At 39.5% G+C, this 24,049-nt stretch carries 23 protein-coding genes and 1 tRNA gene; 8 read left to right on the forward strand and 16 right to left on the reverse strand.

Features of this window, described 5'->3' with window-relative positions; all coding sequences use genetic code 11:
* Positions 1–26: 26 nt before the first annotated feature.
* The 3 genes from gatD to RQ359_RS03840 all read left to right on the forward strand — a co-directional run bounded on the left by gatD (position 27) and on the right by RQ359_RS03840 (position 4,271).
* Positions 27–1,346 (forward strand): Glu-tRNA(Gln) amidotransferase subunit GatD, encoded by a 1,320-nt coding sequence (gatD, locus tag RQ359_RS03830; protein WP_338116923.1) that lies wholly within the window; start codon positions 27–29, stop codon positions 1,344–1,346.
* Positions 1,339–3,228 carry a Glu-tRNA(Gln) amidotransferase subunit GatE gene (gene gatE / locus RQ359_RS03835; RefSeq protein WP_156016053.1) on the forward strand — a complete coding sequence of 630 codons (1,890 nt, stop codon included), beginning with the start codon at positions 1,339–1,341 and terminating at the stop codon, positions 3,226–3,228. The genes gatD and gatE overlap by 8 nt, the downstream gene beginning before the upstream one ends.
* A gap of 62 nt (positions 3,229–3,290) precedes the next feature.
* Positions 3,291–4,271 carry a hypothetical protein gene (locus tag RQ359_RS03840; RefSeq protein ID WP_054837807.1) on the forward strand — a complete coding sequence of 327 codons (981 nt, stop codon included), beginning with the start codon at positions 3,291–3,293 and terminating at the stop codon, positions 4,269–4,271.
* Here RQ359_RS03840 and RQ359_RS03845 read toward each other — a convergent pair.
* From RQ359_RS03845 to RQ359_RS03860, 4 genes are all read right to left on the reverse strand, one after another.
* A complete protein-coding gene (locus RQ359_RS03845) occupies positions 4,268–4,636 on the reverse strand; it encodes a transcriptional regulator (RefSeq protein WP_054837808.1) in 369 nt (122 codons plus the stop codon). The two genes, RQ359_RS03840 and RQ359_RS03845, sit on opposite strands and share 4 nt — an antisense overlap.
* A 68-nt stretch (positions 4,637–4,704) precedes the next feature.
* Entirely contained in the window at positions 4,705–7,188 is a 2,484-nt protein-coding gene (locus RQ359_RS03850) for an adenosylcobalamin-dependent ribonucleoside-diphosphate reductase (RefSeq protein WP_156016052.1), read from the reverse strand.
* 155 nt (positions 7,189–7,343) lie between these two features.
* Positions 7,344–7,418 (reverse strand) — tRNA-Arg (locus RQ359_RS03855).
* The gene (locus tag RQ359_RS03860; protein WP_156016051.1) at positions 7,419–9,293 is read right to left on the reverse strand and encodes an arginine--tRNA ligase; all 1,875 of its coding nucleotides are present in this window, start codon (positions 9,291–9,293) and stop codon (positions 7,419–7,421) included.
* A 53-nt stretch (positions 9,294–9,346) separates the two neighbouring features.
* Here RQ359_RS03860 and RQ359_RS03865 point away from each other — a divergent pair, with 53 nt between their 5' ends.
* Both RQ359_RS03865 and RQ359_RS03870 read left to right on the forward strand, forming a co-directional pair.
* Positions 9,347–9,550: a hypothetical protein gene (locus RQ359_RS03865; RefSeq protein WP_054837809.1), complete on the forward strand. Its 204-nt coding sequence runs from the start codon at positions 9,347–9,349 to the stop codon at positions 9,548–9,550.
* Complete coding sequence (locus RQ359_RS03870) at positions 9,537–9,905, forward strand: hypothetical protein (protein ID WP_054837810.1); 369 nt, start codon at positions 9,537–9,539, stop codon at positions 9,903–9,905. Before RQ359_RS03865 ends, RQ359_RS03870 begins: the two co-directional genes overlap by 14 nt.
* A 77-nt stretch (positions 9,906–9,982) precedes the next feature.
* Here the strand turns inward: RQ359_RS03870 and RQ359_RS03875 are convergent, their stop codons facing one another.
* Entirely contained in the window at positions 9,983–10,282 is a 300-nt protein-coding gene (locus tag RQ359_RS03875; protein WP_156016050.1) for a regulatory protein RecX, read from the reverse strand.
* A 350-nt stretch (positions 10,283–10,632) separates the two neighbouring features.
* Here RQ359_RS03875 and RQ359_RS03880 point away from each other — a divergent pair, with 350 nt between their 5' ends.
* Entirely contained in the window at positions 10,633–10,986 is a 354-nt protein-coding gene (locus RQ359_RS03880; protein WP_054837812.1) for a hypothetical protein, read from the forward strand.
* A gap of 148 nt (positions 10,987–11,134) precedes the next feature.
* Here the strand turns inward: RQ359_RS03880 and thsA are convergent, their stop codons facing one another.
* The gene (gene thsA, locus RQ359_RS03885) at positions 11,135–12,823 is read right to left on the reverse strand and encodes a thermosome subunit alpha (RefSeq protein WP_156016049.1); all 1,689 of its coding nucleotides are present in this window, start codon (positions 12,821–12,823) and stop codon (positions 11,135–11,137) included.
* A 120-nt stretch (positions 12,824–12,943) separates the two neighbouring features.
* Here thsA and RQ359_RS03890 point away from each other — a divergent pair, with 120 nt between their 5' ends.
* The gene (locus RQ359_RS03890; RefSeq protein WP_156016048.1) at positions 12,944–13,660 is read left to right on the forward strand and encodes a hypothetical protein; all 717 of its coding nucleotides are present in this window, start codon (positions 12,944–12,946) and stop codon (positions 13,658–13,660) included.
* On the opposite strand, the gene RQ359_RS03895 is transcribed toward RQ359_RS03890, so the two are convergent.
* The 5 genes from RQ359_RS03895 to RQ359_RS03915 all read right to left on the reverse strand — a co-directional run bounded on the left by RQ359_RS03895 (position 13,605) and on the right by RQ359_RS03915 (position 17,550).
* Positions 13,605–14,408: a hypothetical protein gene (locus tag RQ359_RS03895; protein WP_054837851.1), complete on the reverse strand. Its 804-nt coding sequence runs from the start codon at positions 14,406–14,408 to the stop codon at positions 13,605–13,607. The two genes, RQ359_RS03890 and RQ359_RS03895, sit on opposite strands and share 56 nt — an antisense overlap.
* Before the next feature lie 11 nt (positions 14,409–14,419).
* Positions 14,420–14,746, reverse strand: a complete 327-nt coding sequence (locus tag RQ359_RS03900; RefSeq protein ID WP_156016047.1) for a hypothetical protein — start codon at positions 14,744–14,746, stop codon at positions 14,420–14,422.
* A gap of 303 nt (positions 14,747–15,049) precedes the next feature.
* Positions 15,050–15,784 (reverse strand): replication initiator protein WhiP, encoded by a 735-nt coding sequence (locus RQ359_RS03905; protein WP_156016046.1) that lies wholly within the window; start codon positions 15,782–15,784, stop codon positions 15,050–15,052.
* Positions 15,785–15,851: 67 nt separating this feature from the next.
* Positions 15,852–16,949 (reverse strand): ATP-NAD kinase family protein, encoded by a 1,098-nt coding sequence (locus RQ359_RS03910; RefSeq protein WP_240899927.1) that lies wholly within the window; start codon positions 16,947–16,949, stop codon positions 15,852–15,854.
* A complete protein-coding gene (locus RQ359_RS03915) occupies positions 16,930–17,550 on the reverse strand; it encodes a DUF4443 domain-containing protein (protein WP_156016045.1) in 621 nt (206 codons plus the stop codon). Before RQ359_RS03915 ends, RQ359_RS03910 begins: the two co-directional genes overlap by 20 nt.
* 31 nt (positions 17,551–17,581) lie before the next feature.
* Between RQ359_RS03915 and argF the strand changes: the two genes are divergently transcribed.
* Complete coding sequence (gene argF / locus RQ359_RS03920; protein ID WP_054837817.1) at positions 17,582–18,505, forward strand: ornithine carbamoyltransferase; 924 nt, start codon at positions 17,582–17,584, stop codon at positions 18,503–18,505.
* Here argF and RQ359_RS03925 read toward each other — a convergent pair.
* The 5 genes from RQ359_RS03925 to thrC all read right to left on the reverse strand — a co-directional run bounded on the left by RQ359_RS03925 (position 18,498) and on the right by thrC (position 23,986).
* Complete coding sequence (locus RQ359_RS03925; RefSeq protein WP_156017809.1) at positions 18,498–19,727, reverse strand: Nre family DNA repair protein; 1,230 nt, start codon at positions 19,725–19,727, stop codon at positions 18,498–18,500. The genes argF and RQ359_RS03925 overlap by 8 nt on opposite strands.
* Complete coding sequence (locus RQ359_RS03930; protein WP_054837852.1) at positions 19,724–20,350, reverse strand: PHP-associated domain-containing protein; 627 nt, start codon at positions 20,348–20,350, stop codon at positions 19,724–19,726. The genes RQ359_RS03925 and RQ359_RS03930 overlap by 4 nt, the downstream gene beginning before the upstream one ends.
* Before the next feature lie 84 nt (positions 20,351–20,434).
* Positions 20,435–21,478, reverse strand: coding sequence for an aspartate-semialdehyde dehydrogenase (gene asd / locus RQ359_RS03935; protein ID WP_156016044.1), 1,044 nt, complete (start codon positions 21,476–21,478; stop codon positions 20,435–20,437).
* Positions 21,466–22,806, reverse strand: a complete 1,341-nt coding sequence (locus tag RQ359_RS03940) for an aspartate kinase (RefSeq protein WP_054837853.1) — start codon at positions 22,804–22,806, stop codon at positions 21,466–21,468. The genes asd and RQ359_RS03940 overlap by 13 nt, the downstream gene beginning before the upstream one ends.
* Positions 22,793–23,986, reverse strand: coding sequence for a threonine synthase (thrC, locus tag RQ359_RS03945; RefSeq protein WP_054837818.1), 1,194 nt, complete (start codon positions 23,984–23,986; stop codon positions 22,793–22,795). The genes RQ359_RS03940 and thrC overlap by 14 nt, the downstream gene beginning before the upstream one ends.
* Positions 23,987–24,049 lie beyond the last annotated feature (63 nt).

The raw sequence follows: 24,049 nt of genomic DNA on the forward strand, positions 1-24,049 counted from the left end.
AACTCCCTTTTTATTTATTTATCAACGTGTTAGAAGGTTACAGAGGGAAACTAGCCTCTTTGCTAGTCTCGAAAGGAATAGATATAGGAGACAAAATAAGAGTGAGGAAAGGAAATCTTGAAGTTGAAGGTATCCTTTTCCCCAGTTTCTCCAAATATGATGATATTTTAGTTATAAAAATGGATAACGGATACAATATAGGACTTAAAATTGATGGAGACGAAATTTATTTGGTATGTAAAAAATCTGTTGCTGAAAACAAGGAAACGAAAGGTGGAGAAAAAAGCCGAGGAGAAGTAAAGATCATAAGCACTGGAGGTACGATAGTTTCCAAGATAGAGTATGAGACTGGTGCAGTTAAACCTGCACTTACCACAGAGGACATTTTGGAATACCTTCCTCAAATAAGGGAAATAGCGGACATAGACGCTGAGGTTTTGTTCTCCATTCTTAGCGAGAATATGAAACCTGAATATTGGACTAAAATTGCAGAGGAAACTAAGAGAGCCCTAGATGAGGGATCTAAGGGAGTTGTGATAGCACATGGAACTGATACCATGACTTACACTGCAAGCGCCTTGGCATTCTCGTTCTCACAAATGACCGGACCAGTGATTATGGTAGGCTCACAAAGAAGCAGCGACAGACCAAGCAGTGACTCTCCCATTAACCTTTATTCTTCTGTATTATTGGCTAAGAAATCGCCCTTCGCTGAAGTATCAGTACTTATGCACGGAGAAAGCTCAGACACTTACACCTTGGCTCACAGGGCGGTTAAAACAAGAAAAATGCACACAAGCAGAAGGGACGCTTTTCAATCTATAAACGACATCCCATTAGCCAAAGTAAAATGGAAGAATAACGAGATAGTGATGATGAGAAACGACTTCAGACCGAGAGGAAATCACAATACGTTAGACTCTAAATTCGACACTAGAGTTTTCTTGCTCTATTATTATCCAGGGATGGATCCATCATTTCTGGAGACAATACGCGACAAAGTAAAAGGAATAATAATAGCTGGGACTGGTCTTGGGCACACTTCGGAGGAGTTTGAACCTTACTTTAGATCTATGACTAAAGATGGAATATTCATAGGAATGACGTCTCAGTGCCTTTTTGGAAGGGTTAACATGAACGTATATACAACCGGCAGAAAGTTGCAAAATGCTGGAGTAGTTCCCCTAGGTGACTTGCTTCCTGAGACAGCGTTAGTTAAGTTAATGTGGATTCTAGCTCACACAAATGACGTTGAGGAGGTGAGGAAAATGATGCTTAAGAACCTAGCTGGAGAATTCAACTTTAGACATTCAGAACAGCTATTCCCAAGGTGGTATCATGAGTGATCTAGGTGTAAAGATAGGATTAGAGATACACCAACAATTGGAAACTCACAAGAAACTATTTTGCGATTGTCCTTCTGTCCTCGATGATAGCTATAAAGTTACACTGACCAGGAAACTTAGACCAGTAACTAGCGAAATGGGAGATGTAGACGTAGCGGCACTTTTCGAGTGGAAGAAGGGGAAAAGTTACCTTTACTTAGCTCCCGATAGATCCTCCTGTCTGGTTGAATGCGACGAAGAGCCTCCCCACGAAATGGATAGAGAGGCTATAAAAATAGCCCTAGGAATGGCATTAGCTCTCAACTCTACTCCCATAGACGAAATATATGTAATGAGAAAGATAGTGATAGACGGTTCCAATACTTCAGGCTTCCAAAGAACTGCAATAGTTTCCTTAGGAGGATTCATCGAGGATAAGGAAGGAAAAGTGGGAATTCAAACCATTGCTGTAGAGGAGGATGCTGCAAGGAAAGTTGAAGACAAAAAAGAGGAAATAATATATAATTTAGATAGACTAGGTTTCCCTTTAATAGAAATATCTACAGCACCTGATATAAAGAGTCCAGAACAAGCAGAAAGGGTTGCATTAGAAATTGGACAACTTTTGAGGATGACTGGAAGGGTAAAGAGAGGTCTAGGAACAATAAGGCAAGACCTCAACGTATCAATTAGTGGCGGAACTAAAGTTGAGATAAAGGGAGTACAAAGACTTGAGTTGATCTCCACAATAATAGAAAACGAGATAAGAAGACAAAAAACCCTTCTAGAGATAAGGGATGAGCTAAAGTCTAGAGGAGTAACAGAGGAGGTCTTAAGGAATTTAAAAGTAATAGATCTAACTTCCATCTTCACTGAAACGGGCAGTAAGATAATTAAGGCTGGCTTATCTTCAAATGGAAAAGTAATAGGAATCAAGTTACCTAAAATGTCAGGAATAATGGGAAGGGAAGTAATGCTGGGCAGAAGGTTCGGGACCGAGGTTGCAGATTACGTTAGAGTTCTGGCTGGATTGGGAGGTCTGTTCCACTCGGACGAGTTGCCAAATTACGGTATAACTTTAGATGAAGTGAACAAAGTAAAGGAAACCTTGGAAGTGAAACAGGGAGATGGCTTCATAATTTTGGTTGGAGATCAAGAGAAGCTAAATATTGCAGCGCAGATCATAAAGGATAGACTGATACAAGCTCTTACGGGAGTTCCCAAAGAAACCAGAGGTGCTGAGGACGATGGTACTACGAGGTTTCTTAGACCTCAGCCAGGATCAGCCAGGATGTATCCAGAAACTGATATACCGCCAATAAGTTCCTTTGAACTAATAGAGGAAGCTAAAGCTTACGTTCCGCAGTCTCCCGAAGTTAAACTTAAACACTTCATAGAGATGGGGCTCAACGAAGAGCTAGCTAACTTAATCTTAAGAAGCCCTAGAATAGATACGTTCGAGTATCTAACTGAAAAATATAAAAATGTAAGTCCAGTGTTTATCGCTACGTTGTTAGAAAACACTCTAAAATACGTCAAAAGCAAGGGCGGTAACTTAAACTTGATAGATGAAAATGTAATCGAGACCTTAGTAAAGGAAATATCAGAGGGTAAGATTAACAAAGACTCTGTGGCTGATATACTGATAGAGTTTAGTACGGAAAACGGTAAAAAGAGGATTAGCCTAGAAGAAATAATCTCTAATTTCCACTCAATCTCCGAAGATACATTAGTTACAATAATAAGAGAAGAAATAGAGAAGAACAAAGAGGAGCTACTTAAAAGGAGGGATAAGGCGTTTAATATCTTAATGGCTAGAGTGATGGGAAGAGTGAGGGGTAAGGCAGAAGGAAAGCTTGTAGCAGAATTAATAAGAAAGGAAGTAGATAATTTACTTCGATGAAGAATTACCCCCGGTCCAGAGTGATGAAGAGAAGGCATTTGTCGGACTTTTGGTAGATTTTCATGATGGATTTCTTTAAGGTAGAAAGTCTCCCTGATAGCGTAAGGGATGAAGATCTTGACATGGAGCAGCTTCCTCAACTCCTGAACCTAAATGGAATAAGGGAAATATCGTGGGATAAGGATGCCACAATATACGGTCCTGATGGAAGCTACGTCAAATCTGGCAACGGAAGACTGATAGTTATGACCCCGTTGCACAAAAGAAGCATACCTTGGCAGTTACCAAGAATTGATTTAAATTCAATTGCAGAAATGATAAGGTTTTTAATAAAATGTGATGAAGGGTGCTCCCTATTTAATCCATCGCCTTGGGAGAGAGAAGGGATGTCTCCAGGGGAAATATCAGATAAAGGTAAGACAAAGGAACAGGAGAAAAGGGAAATCGAACTAGAGGTAAACATGCTCAATCCTAGGATATATTTCATGAACCCTTTCTTCGTTGAGGAAGTGCAAGGACAGAACTTCAAGGCTACGAGTCATTTCGTATCTCTATCTTCGATTATGTCCACAACTATAGTTAGCTCTAAACCGGCAGAGATTTCCTTTAATGAAGGGCACCTGAAGGTGACCGGTGATAACCTTAATATAATTGAAACCAAGGATTGGCTTCAAGCTAAACCAGTAATGAGAACATGGGATTTAGTAAATCAAACAATGGAGATAGATTGCAAGTATAGATTTCCCATATCGATTTATAGACTACAGCCTTCATGTGTTGTCCCGCTTAAAATGGAATACAATAACGAATCATTATGGATGATTTTAGAAAATTTCTCCAATAAACCCATTATAGCGACTTTCTTCATTGCAGGCAGAATTATGGAAGCTTACATAACCAATGTTAATGGTGACCCTCTTGAGAGACTTAACATTGATTACGATAGAATAAACATACCAATCAGAAGGTGGGGCATAATCGCAGTCAAGATTAAGATTAAGGCATTACCAGAGATTCTACTCAAAAAGAAGGCTACTCGTTAACTCTTTTCAGCGTTTTCATAAGCACATGAACTTAAGGTATAACCATTACGACTAAGCACCCTCTTGCTGTTGGAACACAGAATACAATATATGGCTGAAAGGTTGCCTTTTCCAGAAGTCGAAAGAGACTCACTTAAGTTAGTGACTAAGCTCATAAACTCTGGATCAGACTGCAATATCTTCTTCATGGAACTGCCCCTCTTACTTTTCATGTAATTTGAAACGGCAGCTGGCGTTACGCCCAAAAGTGAGGCAGTTCTATATTCAGAGACATTGCAGTCCTTTATTAGCTTCTCGGCCATGAGGGACCTTATGGCTGGAAGTATTTCCTTCACTGAGAACTCACATGGTAAACGTAATGACATTGCTAATCATTAATAAATAGGAATAGACAGATAAAAAGATTTTTAGAATAGTCGGGTGTTTTATCTACTTATAACTCACAAGTCTTACAGCCTCCAGCGTAGGTTTCTGATGCTTCTACCATAGATTTCTTGTCTATTCTAAACTCGCTGGATTTCTTCTTCTCTAGCTCTTCCTTTTCCTTTTTTATGCCAAAGTATATTACTTGTTGTGACTTAGACTTGTCTCTGTAGACGGTAATTCCTTTCACGCCAAGCCTCCATGCCATCATGTATATTTTTGATACGGTTTCTGGTGTTTCCTCAGACTTGAGGTTTATGGTCTTGGAGACACCTGAGTCATTCCATTGTTGCCAAGAGGCTTGATGTAATAAATGATATTCTGGAGCTACCTCATGTGCAGTCCTAAACACGTTCCTTATTGTCCTAGGTATGAATACATTTTCAGCTACGCTACCAGTTTCAGCTATCTTCGATACTACTTCTGGATCGTCCATTTCATATCTCTTCAAGTATTCCAGGAAGAGAGGATCCACCTCCATGAACTTGCCTACCGCCACGTTTCTGATGAAAGCAAGAGCGAAGAGAGGCTCAATTCCAGATGATGTACCAGATATAATGGATATCGTTCCCGTCGGGGCTATTGACATAACCGTGGAATTCCTCAAACCTTTAATCATTCTCTCTCCCTTAAGCTGAGAGAAGTCTAATGATTCAGCCCTCTCCATAAGCCTTTTAACACTAGGAGATACTTCGCCCTTTAGTTTAGCTACTTCTAAGAGTTCGTTAAAGGATCTTGCGGTATCAAATATATCGCGGTAAAGGACTGGGTCGTATGCAGGGAAGGAACCTTTCTCCTTAGCCAACTCTATTGAAGCGTGGAACGCTTGATAATATACGAACTTCGCTAAATTATACGAGACATAAAGTGCATCTACGCTGTCATAAGGTATGCCTAACCTCACCAGAAGACGCGAGAACCCCATAACTCCGAGACCAACCTTCCTTGTCTTTTTCGTCGCTTCTTCTATCTGTTTCAAAGGATATCTATTTGCATCTATGACGTTATCTAACATTCTCACCGCATACCTAATAGTATCCGCTAAGGAGTCCCAATCTATTATAGCCTTACCTTCCTTTTCTATCACAAATTTCTCCAGGTTAACTGACCCTAAGTTGCATGATTCCCACGGAAGTAGAGGCTCCTCAGCACATGGGTTAGTTGCTTGTATCTTCCCGATGTAGTTGATTGGGTGTCTCCTATTTATCTCGTCTATGAAGACTATCCCTGGGTCTCCGCTGTCCCAAGCTCCCTTAACTATCTCGTCGAATATAACGCGTGCATTTACTTTTGAGGTCACTGCACCTTCCTTCTCGGCTATCACCATAGCTTCATCCAAAGTGATAACGGAACTTTCGTCAAGCCATACTGCGTCTTTCTCCTCCAGCTCTTTGAGTATTAATTCCTGGATGTACTCCTCGTCCATATATCCTCTAGCCTTCACCATATAGGAATCCCAGTTAGAGCCAGGAACTCTGGTTTTCCTGGGGTTAACGAGGGGTACTTCCTCATCCCTCTCTACAGCCTTCATGAAGTAGTCGTATATACCAACGGAAATGTTGAAGTTCTGGAGTTGTGCATCCTTGAGTTGTCCAGTCTTAGCTTTTATGAAGTCATTCACGTCTGGGTGCCAGACATGCATAATGCCCATGTTCGCCCCTCTCCTCTTTCCTCCCTGTTTCACAACATCGGTTGAGACGTCAAAAATCTTCATGAAAGAGATGGGACCAGACGCGACACCTGCAGTTGAAGCTACTACGTCCCCCTTAGGTCTAAGCTCCGAGAAATCGAAACCAGTTCCTCCACCTTGCTGATGTACTAATGCCATAGCCCTTAACGTATCATATATTCCCTCCCCTTCAGGGGTTGTCATGGAGTCCCTGACAGGGAGAACGAAACATGCTGAGAGTACACCTAATCTAGTTCCGCTATTCATCAAAGTAGGAGTGTTGGGGAGGAACTTTAGAGAGCTCATTATCTCGTAGAACTTATCTGCAATTTTCTTTACTTCCTCCTCACTCTTACCGTAACTAGTATCTACCTTAGCCAGGAAGTTAGCGACCCTCCTGAACATCATTTGGGGAGTCTCAACGTATCTCAAGGTGTCTGGGTTCTTCAAAAGGTATCTAGCTTCTAGAACCTTTAATGCGTTATACGAAAGGAGCATATCCCTCTCGTCAAAACCGTTCCACTTCCCCTTCCCATACACGTGGTTATATATCCTTGATAGCACGTACTTCTTAGCAGTATCTAAAAGGGATGGAAACTTTAAAGAGTTCTCTATTAAATTCCTCTCTACTATATCAGAAATAGTTCTAGTGTCTATCAGACCATCTTTGGCGTTTTTCGAAATGTCTTGAAGTATTGAATCACTTACGTCCTGAGGAAGAGAAGGAAGATGAGAAAGGACCTTCCCAGAATTAAAATCTTCAATTTTTTTATTCCTTTTTGATACCTTCAGGTTCTTCAAAGCTAAAATTGACACAGATTCCATAGTCGAGTCCTTATAGTTTACTCATTTTCCATTTATGTATAATTAAGCTAATGGGATTGGTAATACCTTCGATTTTACTAAAACGAAAATACTCGAGGATAACTCAAGGTTAATTATGCCCTAATATATGATAAGAAATAATCAAAAATATCAAGCGGACCCAAGGGGATTTGAACCCCTGACCTTCGGCTCCGCAGGCCGACGCTCTATCCAAGCTGAGCTATGGGTCCTCACATCCTCTTAAGGGGCGAAATTCCGAGTACCCCTAGACCGTTCCTCAATATAGTCTCTACCCCTTTTACAATATAAAGCCTTGTCATTCTCTTACCTTTATCTGGCTCCTGAAGTATTCTTTCTTTATCGTACCACTTATTGAACGTGTCTGCTAGATGCCTTAGGAATGCTACCAGATCCTCTGGGGCAAGTTCATCGCATGCCTTAGAGAAAACCTCTGGGAACTTAGACGCCATCATAAGGATTTCACGTTTTTCGTCTACAATGTCTTCATAACTTACGGACCTTTCATCTAATTGTTCTTGGTTCTTGGCTAGAACGTTGAATGCTCTAGCATACGTATATTGTAAGTATGGACCACTATTCTGCTCAAAGCTTACCACATTATCTACGTTGAACGAAACGGGCTTGTTCGGAGCTACAGAAAGTATAGGATAACGAATTGCTGAGTTGACGACTTCATCTACGCTTTCCATAGCTCCCCTCTTTTCCTTAACTTTAGCCTTAGCTATTTCAGTTATCATGGTGTAGATTTCGTCTAAAGAAATGTATTTGCCCAATCTACCGCTCATCCTCATACCTTGGAGATTTACCATTCCGTAAGAATAATGAATCAGGTTAGATGCTTCCTTTTTAAAACCTGCAAGATATAGAGCAGCCCTAAGTTGAATTTGAGGTATCATCTGCTGTTCTGCTATTACGTTAATTACCTTTGTTGCATTAAATTGCCTGAACTTTAGCAAAGTATATGCTATATCTCTTGTAGTATAAAGCGTGGTTCCGTCCGAACGCATTAGGACTAGCGGAGGAATCTCTAGACCTTCAGGAATAGATAGATCTTTCCTAACCTCTTGGTCTACATAGTTTTGTAAGTCTAAAGCCAAAGCTCCTTTATACTCCATCCTAGCTGGAGACGATGAAAGTGACTTTATAACTTTGCTCACTTCACCAGACCATATAAGATCGCTTTCAAAGTCAAAGGTGTCAAAGGAAATATGAAGTTTATTTAAACTCTCTATGAATCCCTCTAATGCGTAACCCACATACTTTCTTACAACTTCCTTGATTTCCTTGTTTCCTCCCTCATATAATTCTATTATCTTTGAAACTTCCTTTTCGTGATCTTCTCCCTTCATTGATTCAGCCAAGTTGTCAAAAACTTCAGGCATTCTTTCCCTCAACGAATTCGCTGAGCCGACCATGTCGTCGAGTTTAGATAACTTTTCCCTACGTTCCTTTTCGTCTTCGGTGTTATCTACTTCCAGTTTCAAACGATAAATTTCCATTATAACATTGGTCATAGCGTAAATCTGTCCTAGCCAGTAATCCTTCTTTACTCCAGAAGGTGGATCAGGATACCCTAGCTTCTTTAATCCATAGATCAGAATTGCGACTTGTCTCCCCGTGTCATTAACGTAAAACCTCACATTAACGTTATGACCCCTTGCTCTAAGCATCCTTGCTACAACGTCTCCTAGAATCGAATTCCTTAAGTGACCTATATGGAGAGGATGTATGGGGTTAGCGCTAGTGTGCTCTACAACTATGTTTAAAGGAGTCTCTACTTTTTCTATGCCATAATCGTCACCAATGGACATTATAGCCTCATGGAACAAGTTTTTCTCATCTAAGAAGGTATTAAGGTAAATTCCGCTGATTTCTACCCTACCTATAAGGTTACCTTTTATGGTCCTAAGCTCTTCTATCTTATCTTTATACGATTTACTAATTTGAGGCAAGGGAATTGAGAGATCTCCTTGTTCCTTCCTAGGGGGATAGGTAATATATTTTAAAACAGTGCCCTCATCCACCTTGAGAATAACGCCTACCGATTTAGCTAGTTCAAATTTGGCATCGCCGATTGGATTCATAGAGCAACTATAGGGATTTGCCTTTTAATATTTATCAAGGTAAGGTGTAAATCATGAAGAAATTAGTTGAACTCCTAATAGTGGAGGACTTCTCCGGAAATGGAAAGGTTAGCCAAAAGGATTTAGAAGACTTAGTTGAGAAGCTGAAAGATGGTTCTGAAGTTATAGTTAATAGAATTCACTTGCCCCTATGGGATAACAAGGAGGAGGGACTACTAGGTCTTCACGTAATAGTGAGAGACGTTGCAGAAACGTAAATGTCCCTTCTTTTCCTCAGGGTTCTGCAATTCTCCGATGTTAGAAAATCCAACGGATTCTGTCACCAACTCTATTAGGTGTTTAGGTAAATATGAGTCGTGCAGATATTATGTGAAAAGCGAGGAGAAAAAAGGACTAGAAGAATATGAAATGGAGGAAATTGCCCAGGAGGTGACGTTCTATAAGGAAGCCAACTTGTTAAGTGAAGCTATAGATAGTGCATGTGAAAATTACGTCTTAAACAAGCTCGAGGATGGTTTCATAGCCTCATGCAAAAATATGGGAAGAACTCTAACCAGATCTCAGGCATTTTTATGTAGAAGTTATTGGGAAAGATGTCCCTTCAGAAAATAATGCAAAGGGACCATCATATAATGGGTCAAAATTGAAACCATTTGCCTAATATATTTGCAAAGCTTTATATTTTATTATTATTCTGTTCCCATTTTTGCATACTTTCCGTCATCTAGAAGGGTTAATTTCCCTTTCTCCACTAAATCATTTAAAGCTCTTCTTATCTTATCCTCGCTCGCTATTCCAGATAACTTACTATGTAGCTCTTTAAGGTTCATAGATTTCTCATTAAGCAAGTCCAGAAGTATTTGTTTTAGTTCTTCCTCGTTAGGAGCAGTCATAACTACTACGTCCTTGTCTGAATAAACTACCTTAAGCTTGTCCTCCACGTCATTGTTCTGAGGAGCCTTTCTACCTCTCTTTCTGGTTTCACTCATAAGAATCACTACGTTATAGAACCTTCTCTCTTCATCCTTTTAAATATTTTGGAAAAGAATAACCTTCATATTTTTACGAGCAAATATATTTAATTAAACTTAAGACCCAACCAAACTATAGGTTTTAGCTTAAGGATTCTTAATGTAGCTAAAATATAATTTTATAGTATTAATATATATATAAAAATTTGTTCATTTTAAATTAGAGAGTTCGTTTAGCTAACCTTCAACGTTACCTAAACATGAGTTTGGAACTTGGAACAGGAAAGTAGATTGACATCCGAAGGTGAAACTTCATATTACATCCTTATATATAGCGTCTCGATGTTAAATTAATAGGCGAAATTAATTTGGAGTACCCTGACTTCTTGAGGCATGTGGCCAATAAGATAATTTCCCCGACAAATCTAGATGCAAAACGGCTAGATGAAGCTAGAAAGCTCCTTGCAGAAGCCGAGACTAAGTATAAGTTTTCCTCTTACGGAGGAAATCCCAAGAAGTTAATAGATTACTTACAAAGCCCAGAGTTCATAGAGTTGGTAATGATATTGGGCGTAGACCTATCGAAGAAGTTAGTTACTCTAATAAGAGATAGTTATCAGGATGAGGAAATGAAGCAAGTAGCAAACAAGATCATGGAGGAACTAGATGGGTACTCAGATATCGAAGAAAGTAAGGCGATGAAGAATAGGACCTTCTTATAATAAGACTTCTCTCTCCTCTAATAATATTTTTATTAAGAATAAACGATTAAAAGGAGAAATATAAAATATCAAATTACACATCCAAAAAGATTACATGAAAATAGAAATTATATTTTAAAAAAGACCGTGTATACTTAAAGGTCTAATTTTATTCCATTCCGCCTGGCATCCCTCCCATTCCGCCTTGTCCTCCCATTCCTCCTTGTCCACCTTGTCCTCCTTGTCCGCCCTTCATTGGAGACGCGGCTATCAGATCGTCTATCTTCAGTACAGCAGTAGCTGCTTCGGTAGCACTCTTTATCACTTGAGAGGTTACTCTGAATGGCTCTATTACGTTTATAGCTATCATATCGTCGGCTATCTTACCGTTCATGACGTCTATTCCAGCGTTGACTAGACCTTTAGCATGCTTAGCTCTTAACTCCATTAGGGTGTTTATTGGCTCCATACCTGCTGTCTCAGCCAATATCGTTGGAACCTCTTCGAGTGCGTCAGCGAAGGCTTCGATTGCCAGCTGTTCTTTTCCTCCAACGGACCTAGCATAGTCTCTTAACTTCATGGATAGCTCTAACTCTATTGCTCCTCCTCCTGGAAGAATTACAGGGTCCATGAGTATGTTCCTTAAAGCGTGAAGTGCGTCATTCAAACTTCTCTCGGCTTCGTCTAGAGCCATGTCATTTGATCCTCTGAGAACTATATTTACTGCTCTCGGGTTCTTTGCTCCTTCAATGAATACCATCTTATCGTTTCCTACTCTCCTTTCTTCTACAAGCTCTGCATATCCAAGATCCTCTGGAGTCGCGTCGTTTATGCTGCTTATTATCTTAGCTCCTAAAGCTTTCTCTAGCTTCTCGATGTCGCTTCTCTTTACCCTTCTCACCGCAAGGATACCTTTCTTAGCTAGGAAGTGCTGAGCTATGTCATCTATTCCCTTCTGGCATATTACTACGTTAGCTCCTAAGGATGCTAGCTTATCTACCATGCTCTTCAAATATTTAGCTTCCTCGTCGAGGAAAGATCTAATTTGATCTGGGCTAGTTATGCTTATCTTAGCAGAAATCTCAGGCTTTTCTACCTCTAAAGATGCGTCTAGGACTGCTATTTTAGCTTTTTCTACTCTCTTAGGCATGCCTGGATGAACTACTTCCTTGTCTAGTACTAAGCCTTTAACTAGCATGCTATCATTGACATCTCCTCCCTTCTTTTTATCTATCTTTATGAGGTCTATAGATACGTTAAATCCTCCACTTGGAAGTGGCTCAGCTACAGTGGTTACTGCATCGATTACCATGTTCATTACTTTGTCCATCTCTGCCTGGCTAGCTGATACGAACTTGCTTGACATTGTGGTGTAAACGATCTTCCTTAATGTCTCCCTACTGGTTTTAGATGACAAGTCCTTTACATCGACCTTAACTCCCAATTGTGACATTAGCTCTATTGCCTTACCCATAGCTTTCTTGTAACCATCTATAATAATAGTAGGATGTATGTTTTGATCCAATAAGTTCTCTGCTTTCTCCAAGAGTAGACCAGAAACTACAACTGCGCTGGTAGTTCCGTCTCCTACTTCTGAGTCTTGTGCCTTAGCTGCCTCCACTAGGAGCTTTGCTGCTGGATGCTGAATCTCCATGTCTTTAACTATTGTGGCTCCATCATTGGTTATTGTAACGTCACCAAAGCTGTCTATTAGCATCTTATCTAATCCTCTAGGACCGAGGCTTGACTTAAGCATCTCAGCTAGAGTCCTCGCTGCTAAAATATTGCTCTTTAATGCATCTTTACCAGATTGTCTATTAGTTCCTTCCTTTAGAAGTACTACTGGTGCACCGGACATCTTACTCACCTAATCCTTGACTTCATTAGTATCGGTTATATATAAAGTTAACTTTTACTCTAAGTGTAAAGAAGATCTTTTTATGTATAGCTGTATCTGGTAAGTTAAGAAGACTCTAACATGGAATGTGAACATTGCAAAAAAAGGGAAGCTATTACTACTGTAGGAGGCAGGAAAGTATGCGATGTATGTGCTAGAAACGAAATTTTGAAGAGAATAAGAAGAGATGCTGTGTCGAGAAAGGTCTTCGATTATAAGGATAAAATCCTTTTTGCAGAACCAGATTTCTTAAAAGGAGAATCAGAACTATTAAAGGCGATTTTACTAAAGTCGTGCTACTCTTGTAATTTGGATCCTTATACTTTAGAAATTAGAACTAGTGGAAACAGCATAACAGATAAACTTTGGGAAATTATGAGATCAGTCCTAATGAATGCAACGCAAAGGTCTATAAGAAAGATAGTTCTTCCCTTCACCGCAGACTTTTTAATGGCTTATTTAATATATTCGGTTTCTACTGGAGAAAAAGAATATATATGGCTATTAGATTATAAGAATGATTTTAATGGAATAGAGTTTATAGTTCCCTTCTTTTCTACCTCATGGAAGGAACTTTCTGGCTTCATGAATAGCAAAACAATTTCTGGAGATAATCTCATGGATTTAATCTTAAACTGGGAAAGGGAAACTCTATCTGAAAACTATGAGTTGTTTCACGCGTATTGGAACTCAGCAAACATATTAAAGGGAGATAGAAGGTGTAAAACTTGCGGGGCTTACGTCACCCATGATGACTTATGTCTGAGGTGTTCAAGAGAGACGATTTCTCGTCCTTAGAGAGCACTATTTCGAATACCATATCATTAGGCTGAAAGGTTGACGACGGAGGATAAATAACTCCGTCCTTATAATAAAAGAACCCACTTTTCACTATATCCTTGAACATGTTCACGTCGAAGGATGCATAGTCCTTCAGTAGTTGCATAACATTCAACTGCTTCTTTACCTCTTTCATGCTCACATCTGAACCGCATACCTTACACGAATAGTCAGGCATGACTGCATTAAAACCACACCTAGGACAAGTGAAAGGTGAAAGAATGCCATACATGTTCCAGTTAGATCTTAGAATGTCTATTAGGTCTTCTTTTCTCCTCCTCTTACATTCTTCGTATAGCCTTGGAGCTAAGGATATAATTCCTCTTTTAACATTGGAAACTACGAACTCCAATTGATCGTCAGTTAGATTCGAGATGTCCTTCATTCTTATTATGTTATATGATACAACTTCCATTAATGAGTCTCTAGAAGCATTTAATCTATTTATTATGGTTCTAGACTTCGGCTTGCTTTTCACTTGGCCTACGGCAGCTGCAAATGGATCCTTTATAATTTCCTTGAAATCTTCCCTAGTAAAGTTCAAATAAGATATTCCTATTGCTGTAATTACTTCATCAAGATATTCGTCCAAAAGTTGGATAGGATCAGTATAGACGTCTTTTTTCTTTGATGCTTTCTTCTTTCGTACTTTCTCCTTAGGTTCCTCTTTAACTTTTTCTTTATCTGACTTCTTTTGCCTCGGCAAAACCTCTACCTTCACACGTTCTGTGCTAAATCAAGGAAGTCCATAGGTAGAAGTCTCTTTTTGGACGTTATTTCCTGATATTTGTTGTCTAGGAACGCCATAAAAACAGGGCATGCTTCATATCTTCCATCCCTTGTACATTTGGTTCCCAAATTTATGAAACATTCTGAGGCCTTTCTGTCATAATACGGGCATAACTTGTAATATGTCTTAGCGCTCTTTATCATCCTTTCAACCCATTGTTTCTTATGATCCTTTTTTTCCGCTTCCCTCTCGGCCTTTGCTAGGGCATTGTTTATTTCCTCTTCTGACATTTTTACAGGTTTATTAGAAGACAAATAATTCACCTTTAACTCATTATCAGTAAGGATACATTATATACATTACTACTACTACTGTGTTTGTCTTAAAGTTTAACCTGAATTTTTCCTACTTTAATTTGTATAATGTATCATTCAATCACTATTAAGATTAAAGGCCTAATCACGGAATCAACAATAAAGCAAACCAAAAGTTGTAGTAGATTATATCATAGAACAAAACGTACATGACATAAGGAAGAGGACTCATCCTAAATAGCTAGATGCTAAATAGCTAGATGGAGAAAATGTAAGGAAAAAGGCATTAAGACGAAAAGTCTCCTAGCACTCTTCTATTCTCTTCTTGAAAGATTGTGTAAAACCTATTCTAAGTCCCAACTTTGGATCTTGATATAGATATACAAGCCTCTTAGTTTGTAGCCCCTTAAGTATCCTAAAAAGCCATACGTTGTCAGCCTTCAATTCCTCCTGTATTTGATCCATATACAAATATGTTGATCCCCATTGTTTATATTTGTCTAGTAAGAATTTTATTAGCTCGTTCTCTTCCTGATTCAATTTCTCCGTCAAATCCCTTAGACATTCCTCTAAATTCGACTTTTGTTGTTTTTTGTTTGCCTTATTGGTTTTGTCTTCAATAAACGACAAAACTTCCTTTTCGTTTTTGTCTGTTTTTTGGACATCTTTGTTGTTTATTGATGGCTTAACCTGATCGTTTGAGAGTATCTGTTTAGCAAAGACTACCATTTCTTTGAACCTAGAGTTGTTATAATTTGTAATTACTTCTTTGGCGAATAATTCTCCAGAAGTAGTTAAATGCCATTTTCCTCCTTCTTGATATACTAAGCCTTTTTTTCGCCAATAACTTAGGTAACTGCTAATATATTTTGCTTCAAAGCCTAAATTTGCTGCTATCTCGGATGCCCTTAAAGGCCTTGCTAGAAGTAGAACCGAAATTGCCTCCACTATCTTTGAACGTGGAGCCCCCCTGAGAGATTCCTCGTTATTTAGTATTTGCTTGGCTACCTCTGATATGTCGTTGTCGTTATCGGTCATCCATTTCTATAGGTCTTCTTTCTTTATATAACATAGCCACTTTAGAATCTTAGTATTTCCATGCTATTCAAGGGTGGTTATACTTATTACAAACACCAACGCTGAAATACTCATTGTAACCTACAATGACCTTCACGATGTTTAACGTTCTATCGATCATTGGATCTCCGGTATCGACTCTCAGACAAGGAATTCCCTTTATCTTGGAGTAAGAAGATAACACTATAACATTGCTCCATGAGGCCCTTTTTATTATCTCAGGACCTATTTCTTGATTTCCTCTGCCGAAAATAAAGCCTTGTCCTCCTATGGGAGTCAGTACAATAAATACCTCTCTTCTTTTAGTCATTTCTAGCAAATCTAGATACGAAACTCCTTTTTTGAGCAATCTCCTTCCTAGAAAAAGGTCAACGCTAAGATAATTTATGTCATTATAACCTAATTTTCTTTCTATCTCCTTTACCGTTCTACCAGTGCCCATCACATAGAAGGCACTGTCCTTAATGTTATCCACAACGAAATCCACTGCTCCTTCTACGTCATCTAAAGGCACTTCACTTTTAGGTGGAACTGAAAGTTGACCGAACCTCACTGTCAAGGCCTTGTAGAAGGAAACCACCTTGTAAATTCCTTCCTTGTAGAGTACCTCATCCACGTCCATTATATCGGTTGATTCCTCCAAAGTTTTTCCCTCTAAGAAGTGAGCTAGAAGTAAGCCTGCAGCTTCAGGTGATTCTGCAAAGACCCCACTATGCATTTTAACGCCAGTGGGTATCCCTAGAATAGGCACATCGATACCTATCTCTTCAACGGTACTCCATACATCCTTGGCCGTGCCATCTCCTCCAGCGAAGACTATTATTGATACGTTTTCCTTTATCATTAGTCTCACTGATTTTTTGGTGTCCTCAGAAGTGGTGTCGTTTCCTCCAGCGTCTATAATTCTGTAATTAACTCCGTTTTTCCTAAGGAAAATCTCACCCATATTTAACCGGGGGGTAAAATAGACGGGGTACTTAGGTGCTGTATTAAAGAATCTGGTAATTCTACCCTCCGTCTCAGGGTTTATAGTTCTCTTTCTATCACTACCTTTCTCCCCTGTTCTTCCTCCAGACCCTGCATAAGGATTAATAAGGAAACCTACTTTAAGAGGCATGCTGGACATTTGGTAATACCTTCAGAGAAATTTTTAACGCAAGCCTTAAATCTGGAGGCGTTATAAAAAGAGCTAAGTCGCCGTCTTTTGCCTCAGGGAATGCTTCTCGGATCTCCTGTATTAAATTTCCCATAGCCATTTCATCTGTTTTTGGGGGCAACTCTATTCTCCCGTTCAAGAACGTAGCTATTAGCACCCTTTCAGCTCCTTGCCTTATTATTAGATCTCGTAATTCTAGGATTCCTCTTTGGTTCAATAGAGAATTTCCCCCCTTCACTAAGATACCGTATGCGTTCCATTTTATGCTTGATAGCATTGAAGGTCTATAGGAGACTAATGTTTCCATTTCTCTAAGGATCATATCTCCCTTTTCCGTTAAAGTTGTACCTCCTATCTTATCGGTTTCAACTAACCCAGCCTCCTTTAATCTCTTTATTAAAGTCTTCATACTAGCCTCCTTTAATCCCACGTCTCTCATCAACGATATTCGTCCAATAGGTTGGCTTTTCTTTATGGCGAGTAAGGTCAAGATTACGTGTCCCTCATCGTACTTAGGAGCATTACCTTGTTTTGTTGACGTTATCTCTGAAATAATCGAGGGGATGTCCATATTTAAAAAGATCAAGTGTAGTTTATAAGACATGCTAAAGGGTAAAAACTTCCTCTGTCTCCTAGATTTCCACAGAAAGGACATAGAAATGCTTTTGGAAACTTCATTTATGATGAAGAGATGGGTATATTCCAACTCGGTTCAAAGGACATTGGAAGGGAAAGTCGTAGCTTTGATATTTGAAAAACCCAGCACTAGAACTAGAGTAAGTTCAGAAGTGGCAATACACAAACTCGGAGGATATCCCCTCATATTAGACAAGAACTCACTCCAGCTTTCTAGGGGAGAACCGTTAGAGGATACTGGTACGGTTCTCGGAAGGATGGTGAATGGCATTGGGGCTAGGGTTCTTAAACATCAGACATTGGAGACGCTTTCGAAGAGCTCGGGATTGCCAGTAATAAATCTATTAAGTAACTTCTCACACCCACTTCAAGGTTTGACGGACATGATGACAATAAAAGAAAGGTTCGGCGATAGAAAGGTTAAGATCTCCTTTGTAGGCGACGGAAGGGATAACGTGTTGTTAAGCTTAGCTTCCATCTCTTGTTCCTTAGGTTACGATCTAAATGTAGCTTCTCCTCAATCTATGAGACCAGACCCGGAGGTTATGAAAAGGTTGGAAGAAAGGTGTGAAGAGAATGATACTATCATAGATTTCTTCAACGATCCATATGAGGCAGTTAGAGGTACATCGGTAGTATATACGGACGTGTGGATAAGCATGGGAGAAGAAGCCATTGCAGAAAGCAAAAAGAAGGAACTATCCCAATTTAGGGTCACAACAGACCTAATGAGATACTCTACGGAAGATTCCATCTTTATGCATTGCTTGCCAGCCAACAGAGGCGAGGAAGTTGATCCCGAGGTTATAGATGGCAAGAAGAGCTCAGTTTGGGATCAAGCTGAAAACAGGCTTTATACCGCCATGAGCACGTTCTCTATTTTTATTTAAAGAAATCCTCTATTTTCCTTTGTTTTATTGCAGTTGATATCACGTTTGTAGAGAAGAGGTCAACCTTTTGGTCCTTGAGTCTACCCTGAACGAAGCGTATAGCGTCGCTTAGGTTGTCAAACTTAGCTATTCTATTCTCCATAGCTTTCCTTACAGTTTCCCTTATGTGCCAGTTTCCTACAGGGGCATAGTACTCCTTAGTTATTTCCCTTATAATTATGAATCCAGATTGAATTTTATCTCTGTTCATTTTTTCTAATACAGCTAACCTAGCAGCCATGTACCCCCCGTCCATGAAGTCATAATTACCCCAATAATTTTCATTTAATTCTACAATAGTTGTCTCATAGGACCATAGACTGAAGGGATACCAAATTTCTATCCATGAAGAATGATAGTTTGAAGGATATAACAATACGTGGAAGTAGTTCCCCAGATAAGAAGCATGATAAACTTCCACAGAGTCTACCCATCTTGTGTTTTCCTTCACCTTTGAAAGCAGATAACTTCCTATAATAGAATCTACTGAAGTTATCGCCCATCTTGTTGGGACAAGTTTCCTGTTTTTCTTTAATCCTAGCAAGCCGAGTGACATAGCTGAGGTAAGTTTGTAAACGTCTTCTCCGTTCAAGTAGGCGTTTATTGTTGCCTCGGAAGCCCTCATATCATCGAATATTAATTTCTCTAACTTTTTGCTCGGAGACGAATTATCATTTATTTTAATTTCTTGTGCTGGTGCAGAAGGACCTCTCGGCATAACTATTCCATCAAACTTCAGTCTAACATCTGGCGTTGATAGAAGTGAAACGTCATACCTTACGGGCTTTTCAGAGATTGCGGAAATTGAGATTTCTTTTTCATATAAGCTCCACGGGTCTGTAATCTCGTGAGTCTTAACTGCAGAAAGCAAACCGGATCTATACCTTATTATGTCATATAATGTTTGTCTACCCCACCATCCAGATGGGTTCTCATAATTTTTGGCCTCATCTCCAAATACGTTAGGAGGAACGTTAAACATTAACCTTACCTTTGGATACCCCCTTTCACCAACCAATACGCTTGGAGGAGAAGATCCATCCACCTTCTTTTCCGTTACATCAATTCTTTGAAGAACTCCCACGAAGGATCTGAATCTTTCTATAATCGGACAGTACTGTAGACCACAAAGATACTTAGAACCCTTACACTTAACGCATAGCTCAGCAGGTATCTTTCTCATTTTCTGAGTTTCCTCTGTATATACCATACTCCAATGCTGAATTTAGCCTTTCCTGAAAGGCCAACCTCTATCGGTTCAACTTTTCCTTTTCTAATGGATTCTAAGATTTCCTCGACGTTAAGCTCCTCAATCGGCAATTTGTTGTAGGCAGATCCTAAAGCCTCTGGAACATGTGAGTCACTGTTCGATAATCCAGGAAGGGATAACTTCTCCGAAGCCTCCTTTGCTTTCTTGTTTGCTATCCTATTGGCTTTGGAATTGTATATCTCTATTGCATCGAACTTATAATTAAAGACATGATCTCCAATTCCAGCCCTTAATATGTCAAAGGGATGAGATGGAAATACAATGCAGTTGTTCTCCTTAGAGTAATCTACCAACTGTCCTATTCCTTTAGGAGGTGAGGGAGGAAATTGACATAATATGACTACGTGGCCGTACTCTGTTGTAACTTCCTGCCCTGGAATCACCCCTAAATTAGATACTCCCTTAATTCCCTGAGAGGTGTCATGATCAGTTATCGCTATATATATACCTTTCTTTCTTGCAAAATTTACCATATCCTTAGGGGATTTCTTTCCGTCGCTAAAGTATGTATGAACGTGAAAGTCTACCTTAAGCATGAGAATAAATTCACCTTCATTTTTTACCTCTATCAAAAATAGTAAAAACTTGTCGTTTTTATATTTTCATTTCTTTTTCTATAACTAGATATAATCTAATTCTTTCATTACTTCAAGCGTAAGTACGGTTATTCCTGCGGCTCCCCTGACTAAGTTATCTCCTAAAACCACGAACCTGAGAATGCCGTCCTCAATTTTGACTCTTCCTACTGATGTAGCCATACCCTCATTCAAGTCCCTGGCCGGTTGAGGTCTATCCTCCTCGTCCCTTAGTATAATTGGTCGAGGCGGTGCAGTAGGCAGGTTCTTTAACTGTGGTAAAGATTTGAATTCTTCAATTGATTTCTTAACTAAATTTACGTCAATCTCATCTTTCAGTTCCATATTTATTACACCCATATGTCCAACCTTTACTGGAACTCTAGTAGAAGTAACGTGGATAACGTTATTCGCGTTCTTTATCTTTCCCTCCTCTATTTTGCCAAGCATTTTATTTATTTCCTTAGGTATTTTATCCTCCTCTCCTTTAATATAAGGTATAACATTGTTTTCAATTGCCATAAAGGGAAGTCCTGAATATCCAGCCCCGCTTACAGCCTGAAGCGTAGTTATAAACGTTCTACTGGCTGAAACCAACCCAAACACTGGCTTCAATGGCATGGTCATAATTGAGGCTGTACAGTTTGGATTCTTTACCATGAACCCCTTCCATCCCTTCCTTTCTCTTTGATATTTCAGCAGTTCTAAATGTTCCCAATTGATCTCTGGATTTATTAGCGGAACATCAGGATCCATCCTAAAAGGAGAGGCATTAGATACAACCGTTATTCCTTCCTTCACCAACTTCAACTCCACTCCTTCAGCTAATTCGTTAGGAAGAGCTGAAAGTACTACGTCTACGTCTTTGTGATCATCTGGTTCAGTTGAAATCATTCTCATGTCCCTGACTCTGTCTGGAATCTCTCCCTGTTCTATCCATTTCACCGAGTCTTGGTACTTTTTCCCTACCTTCGATGGAGAAGCACTTACCTTGACCAGCTCTATGAAAGGATGTGAGGAGAGTATCTTAACCATCTTTTGCCCTACCATTCCCGTAGAGCCAAGGAGTGAAACCCTTATCTTGTCCATTTTAACACCTCGCTGTGAAGTTCTCTTCCTAGTTCTTCAGCATTTCTACTATCTACTATAAAAGTGGAACTTACTTTAGATAATCCTCTCGATATCATTATTGGGTCATATGATGAAGCTATACCCATTAGTTTGGAAGATATTTCACGCTTCCTCATTCCACAGCCTACTACGCTTATAGCTGACACGTCTTCCACGTGAATGTTCTTAATTAAGCTTTCCTTCAATCCGTTTAGCCTTTCTGTGAGCAACTTGATTGAGTTACCATCTACAACTAAGTTTATCGTTGTTTCAGAGGCAGGCTGAGAGATAGCAATTAAGTTTACTCCCACGTCCCTTGCCTCAGCCATTATAGAAGACGCAGATCCTATCTTTCCTACAATCTTAGTGCTTTCAACAGAAAGCATTTTTAATTGATCTAATGTGGCTACTCCTTTGACGGAATCCTCATTTGTGCATTCCCCGTTAATTACCGTAGATCCGTCTTCGTACAGTGACTCAACTTCTACTGTAATGTCAGAGTTAAACATTGGGTCGAAAGTTCTAGGATGGAGTCTCTTAGCTCCCAGCTGTGCTAATTCTATGGCTTCCTCTAAGGATAGGCGTTGAATACTTTTAGCGTTCTGGAACTTCCTTGGATCTCCGGTCATTATTCCTGGAACTTCAGTAATGAGTTTAACCTTGTTTATTCCAAGTACCTTTGCTATGGAGGTTGCGGAGTAATCGCTACCTCCTCTACCTAAGGTAGTAATCTTTCCGTCCCAAGTGGTACCTATGAATCCTGGAAATACTATCACGTTATAATCCACATTGCTAAGCAATTTCTTTAGCCTTTCTTCAGACTCTTGTATTAATATATTTGAATCTCCAAAATTAGAATCCGTTATGAAAGGTGGCTCTGGGATTCCCCAAGCTTTAATTCCTTTGCTTCTTAATATAGAAGATAAAGTGATTACTGCCATTCTTTCTCCGAAGGACAATATGTAATCCCTAGTTCTAGGAGTCACCTCACCTAAGACTCTAATGGACCATGCCACTCTGAAAAGTTCATCGGCGAGCTTAGATATGTCTCGAAAAGCCCTTTCGAATTCAATTCCATCCGTTATTTTACCCAGTAGTTTAATGTGCTTATCATATATGTTGCTAGCTATCTCAACGGACTTCTCAGTAGACGCAGCTACTTGTATCAGATCGTTTGTGACTCCCTTTATTGCAGACGTGACTAAAATTAGCTTGTCTCGCTCTGCGTATTTTCTTATCTTTTCGATGATAAGTTGGTAATCGTTCTCGTCTTTTTGAATTGATCCTCCTATTTTAACTACCATCATTTTCATTTACCTCTTCTAGTATTATTTTTTCAATAAATGAAGGATTTATTAATATTCTCTTTGTCTCGGCTTTACCCATTGATTCGGGATCCTTGAGGGAATGTCCGGTAAGTATTAGAACCACCTTTTCATCTGGGTAGACTATTTTTCTGTCCAGAGCCTTGTAATATCCAGCTAATGAAGCAGAAGAGGCAGGCTCTGCTCCTACCCCTTCCTTTCTAGCTAAGTCACGCTGTGCCTTTAGTATTTCGTTATCTGACACTACAAGCATGGTTCCCCTAGATTCCCTTACAGCTTTCATTGCTTTCCTCCAGTTTACTGGCTTGCCTATTCTTATTGCGGTAGCTACAGTCTCAGGATTGTCAGTGAATAGAGGGGATTGACTTCCCTCTATGAAAGCCTTAGCTATGGGAGAAGCACCTTCTGCTTGAACTCCTATCATTCGGGGAATTTTTTCCGTGACTCCAGCCTTTACTAGCTCAGTAAATCCCTTCCAGATTGCGTATATGTTCCCTGCGTTTCCTACGGGAACAATCACGGCATCTGGAACTCCTATTTCTTCAGTTATTTCAAATGCAATTGTCTTTTGTCCCTCTAATCTCCATGGATTAAACGAGTTTAACGGATAAACTACCTTAAGGTCCTTATACAGCTTCATTACTGCACCCATGGCTACATCGAAGCTACCTTCCACTTCCATTATTGTAGTACCGTATAGTATGGATTGAGCTAACTTACCTAATGCTACCTTACCTTTAGGAAGCACTATAAAACTCTTTATTCCAGCCCTTGAAGCATAAGCAGCAGCTGCAGCTGCAGTGTTTCCCGTGGACGCAGCTATTACCGTCTTATAATTATTTGAAACTGCAGAGCTTACCGCAACGGTCATTCCTCTATCCTTGAAACTGCCAGTGGGATTTACTCCTTCGTATTTCATATACATATTTTTATTAATATTACACGATCTTATCAGTGGTGTTCCTCCTTCATTAATCGAAACTATCTTCTTGTACTCTCCTGCTATCATCCTTTGATAACGCCATACTCCACGTCCCTTTAAACTGTCGAAGGAGAAATCTTTAGGGGGTTCCACCAATATTTCCATTAATCCTCCACATTTAGGACATAATATTGCATTTTGATCTATTTCTTTTTCATAACCACATTCTAAACATTTCATTAATCCGCTTAATTTGTTTCCAACCGCGTTTCACCAGCTTTCTTAAAGCTATTTTTTAAGCAT

The sequence above is a fragment of the Sulfuracidifex metallicus DSM 6482 = JCM 9184 genome (assembly GCA_032834875.1).
Classification (GTDB): Archaea; Thermoproteota; Thermoprotei_A; order Sulfolobales; family Sulfolobaceae; genus Sulfuracidifex; species Sulfuracidifex metallicus.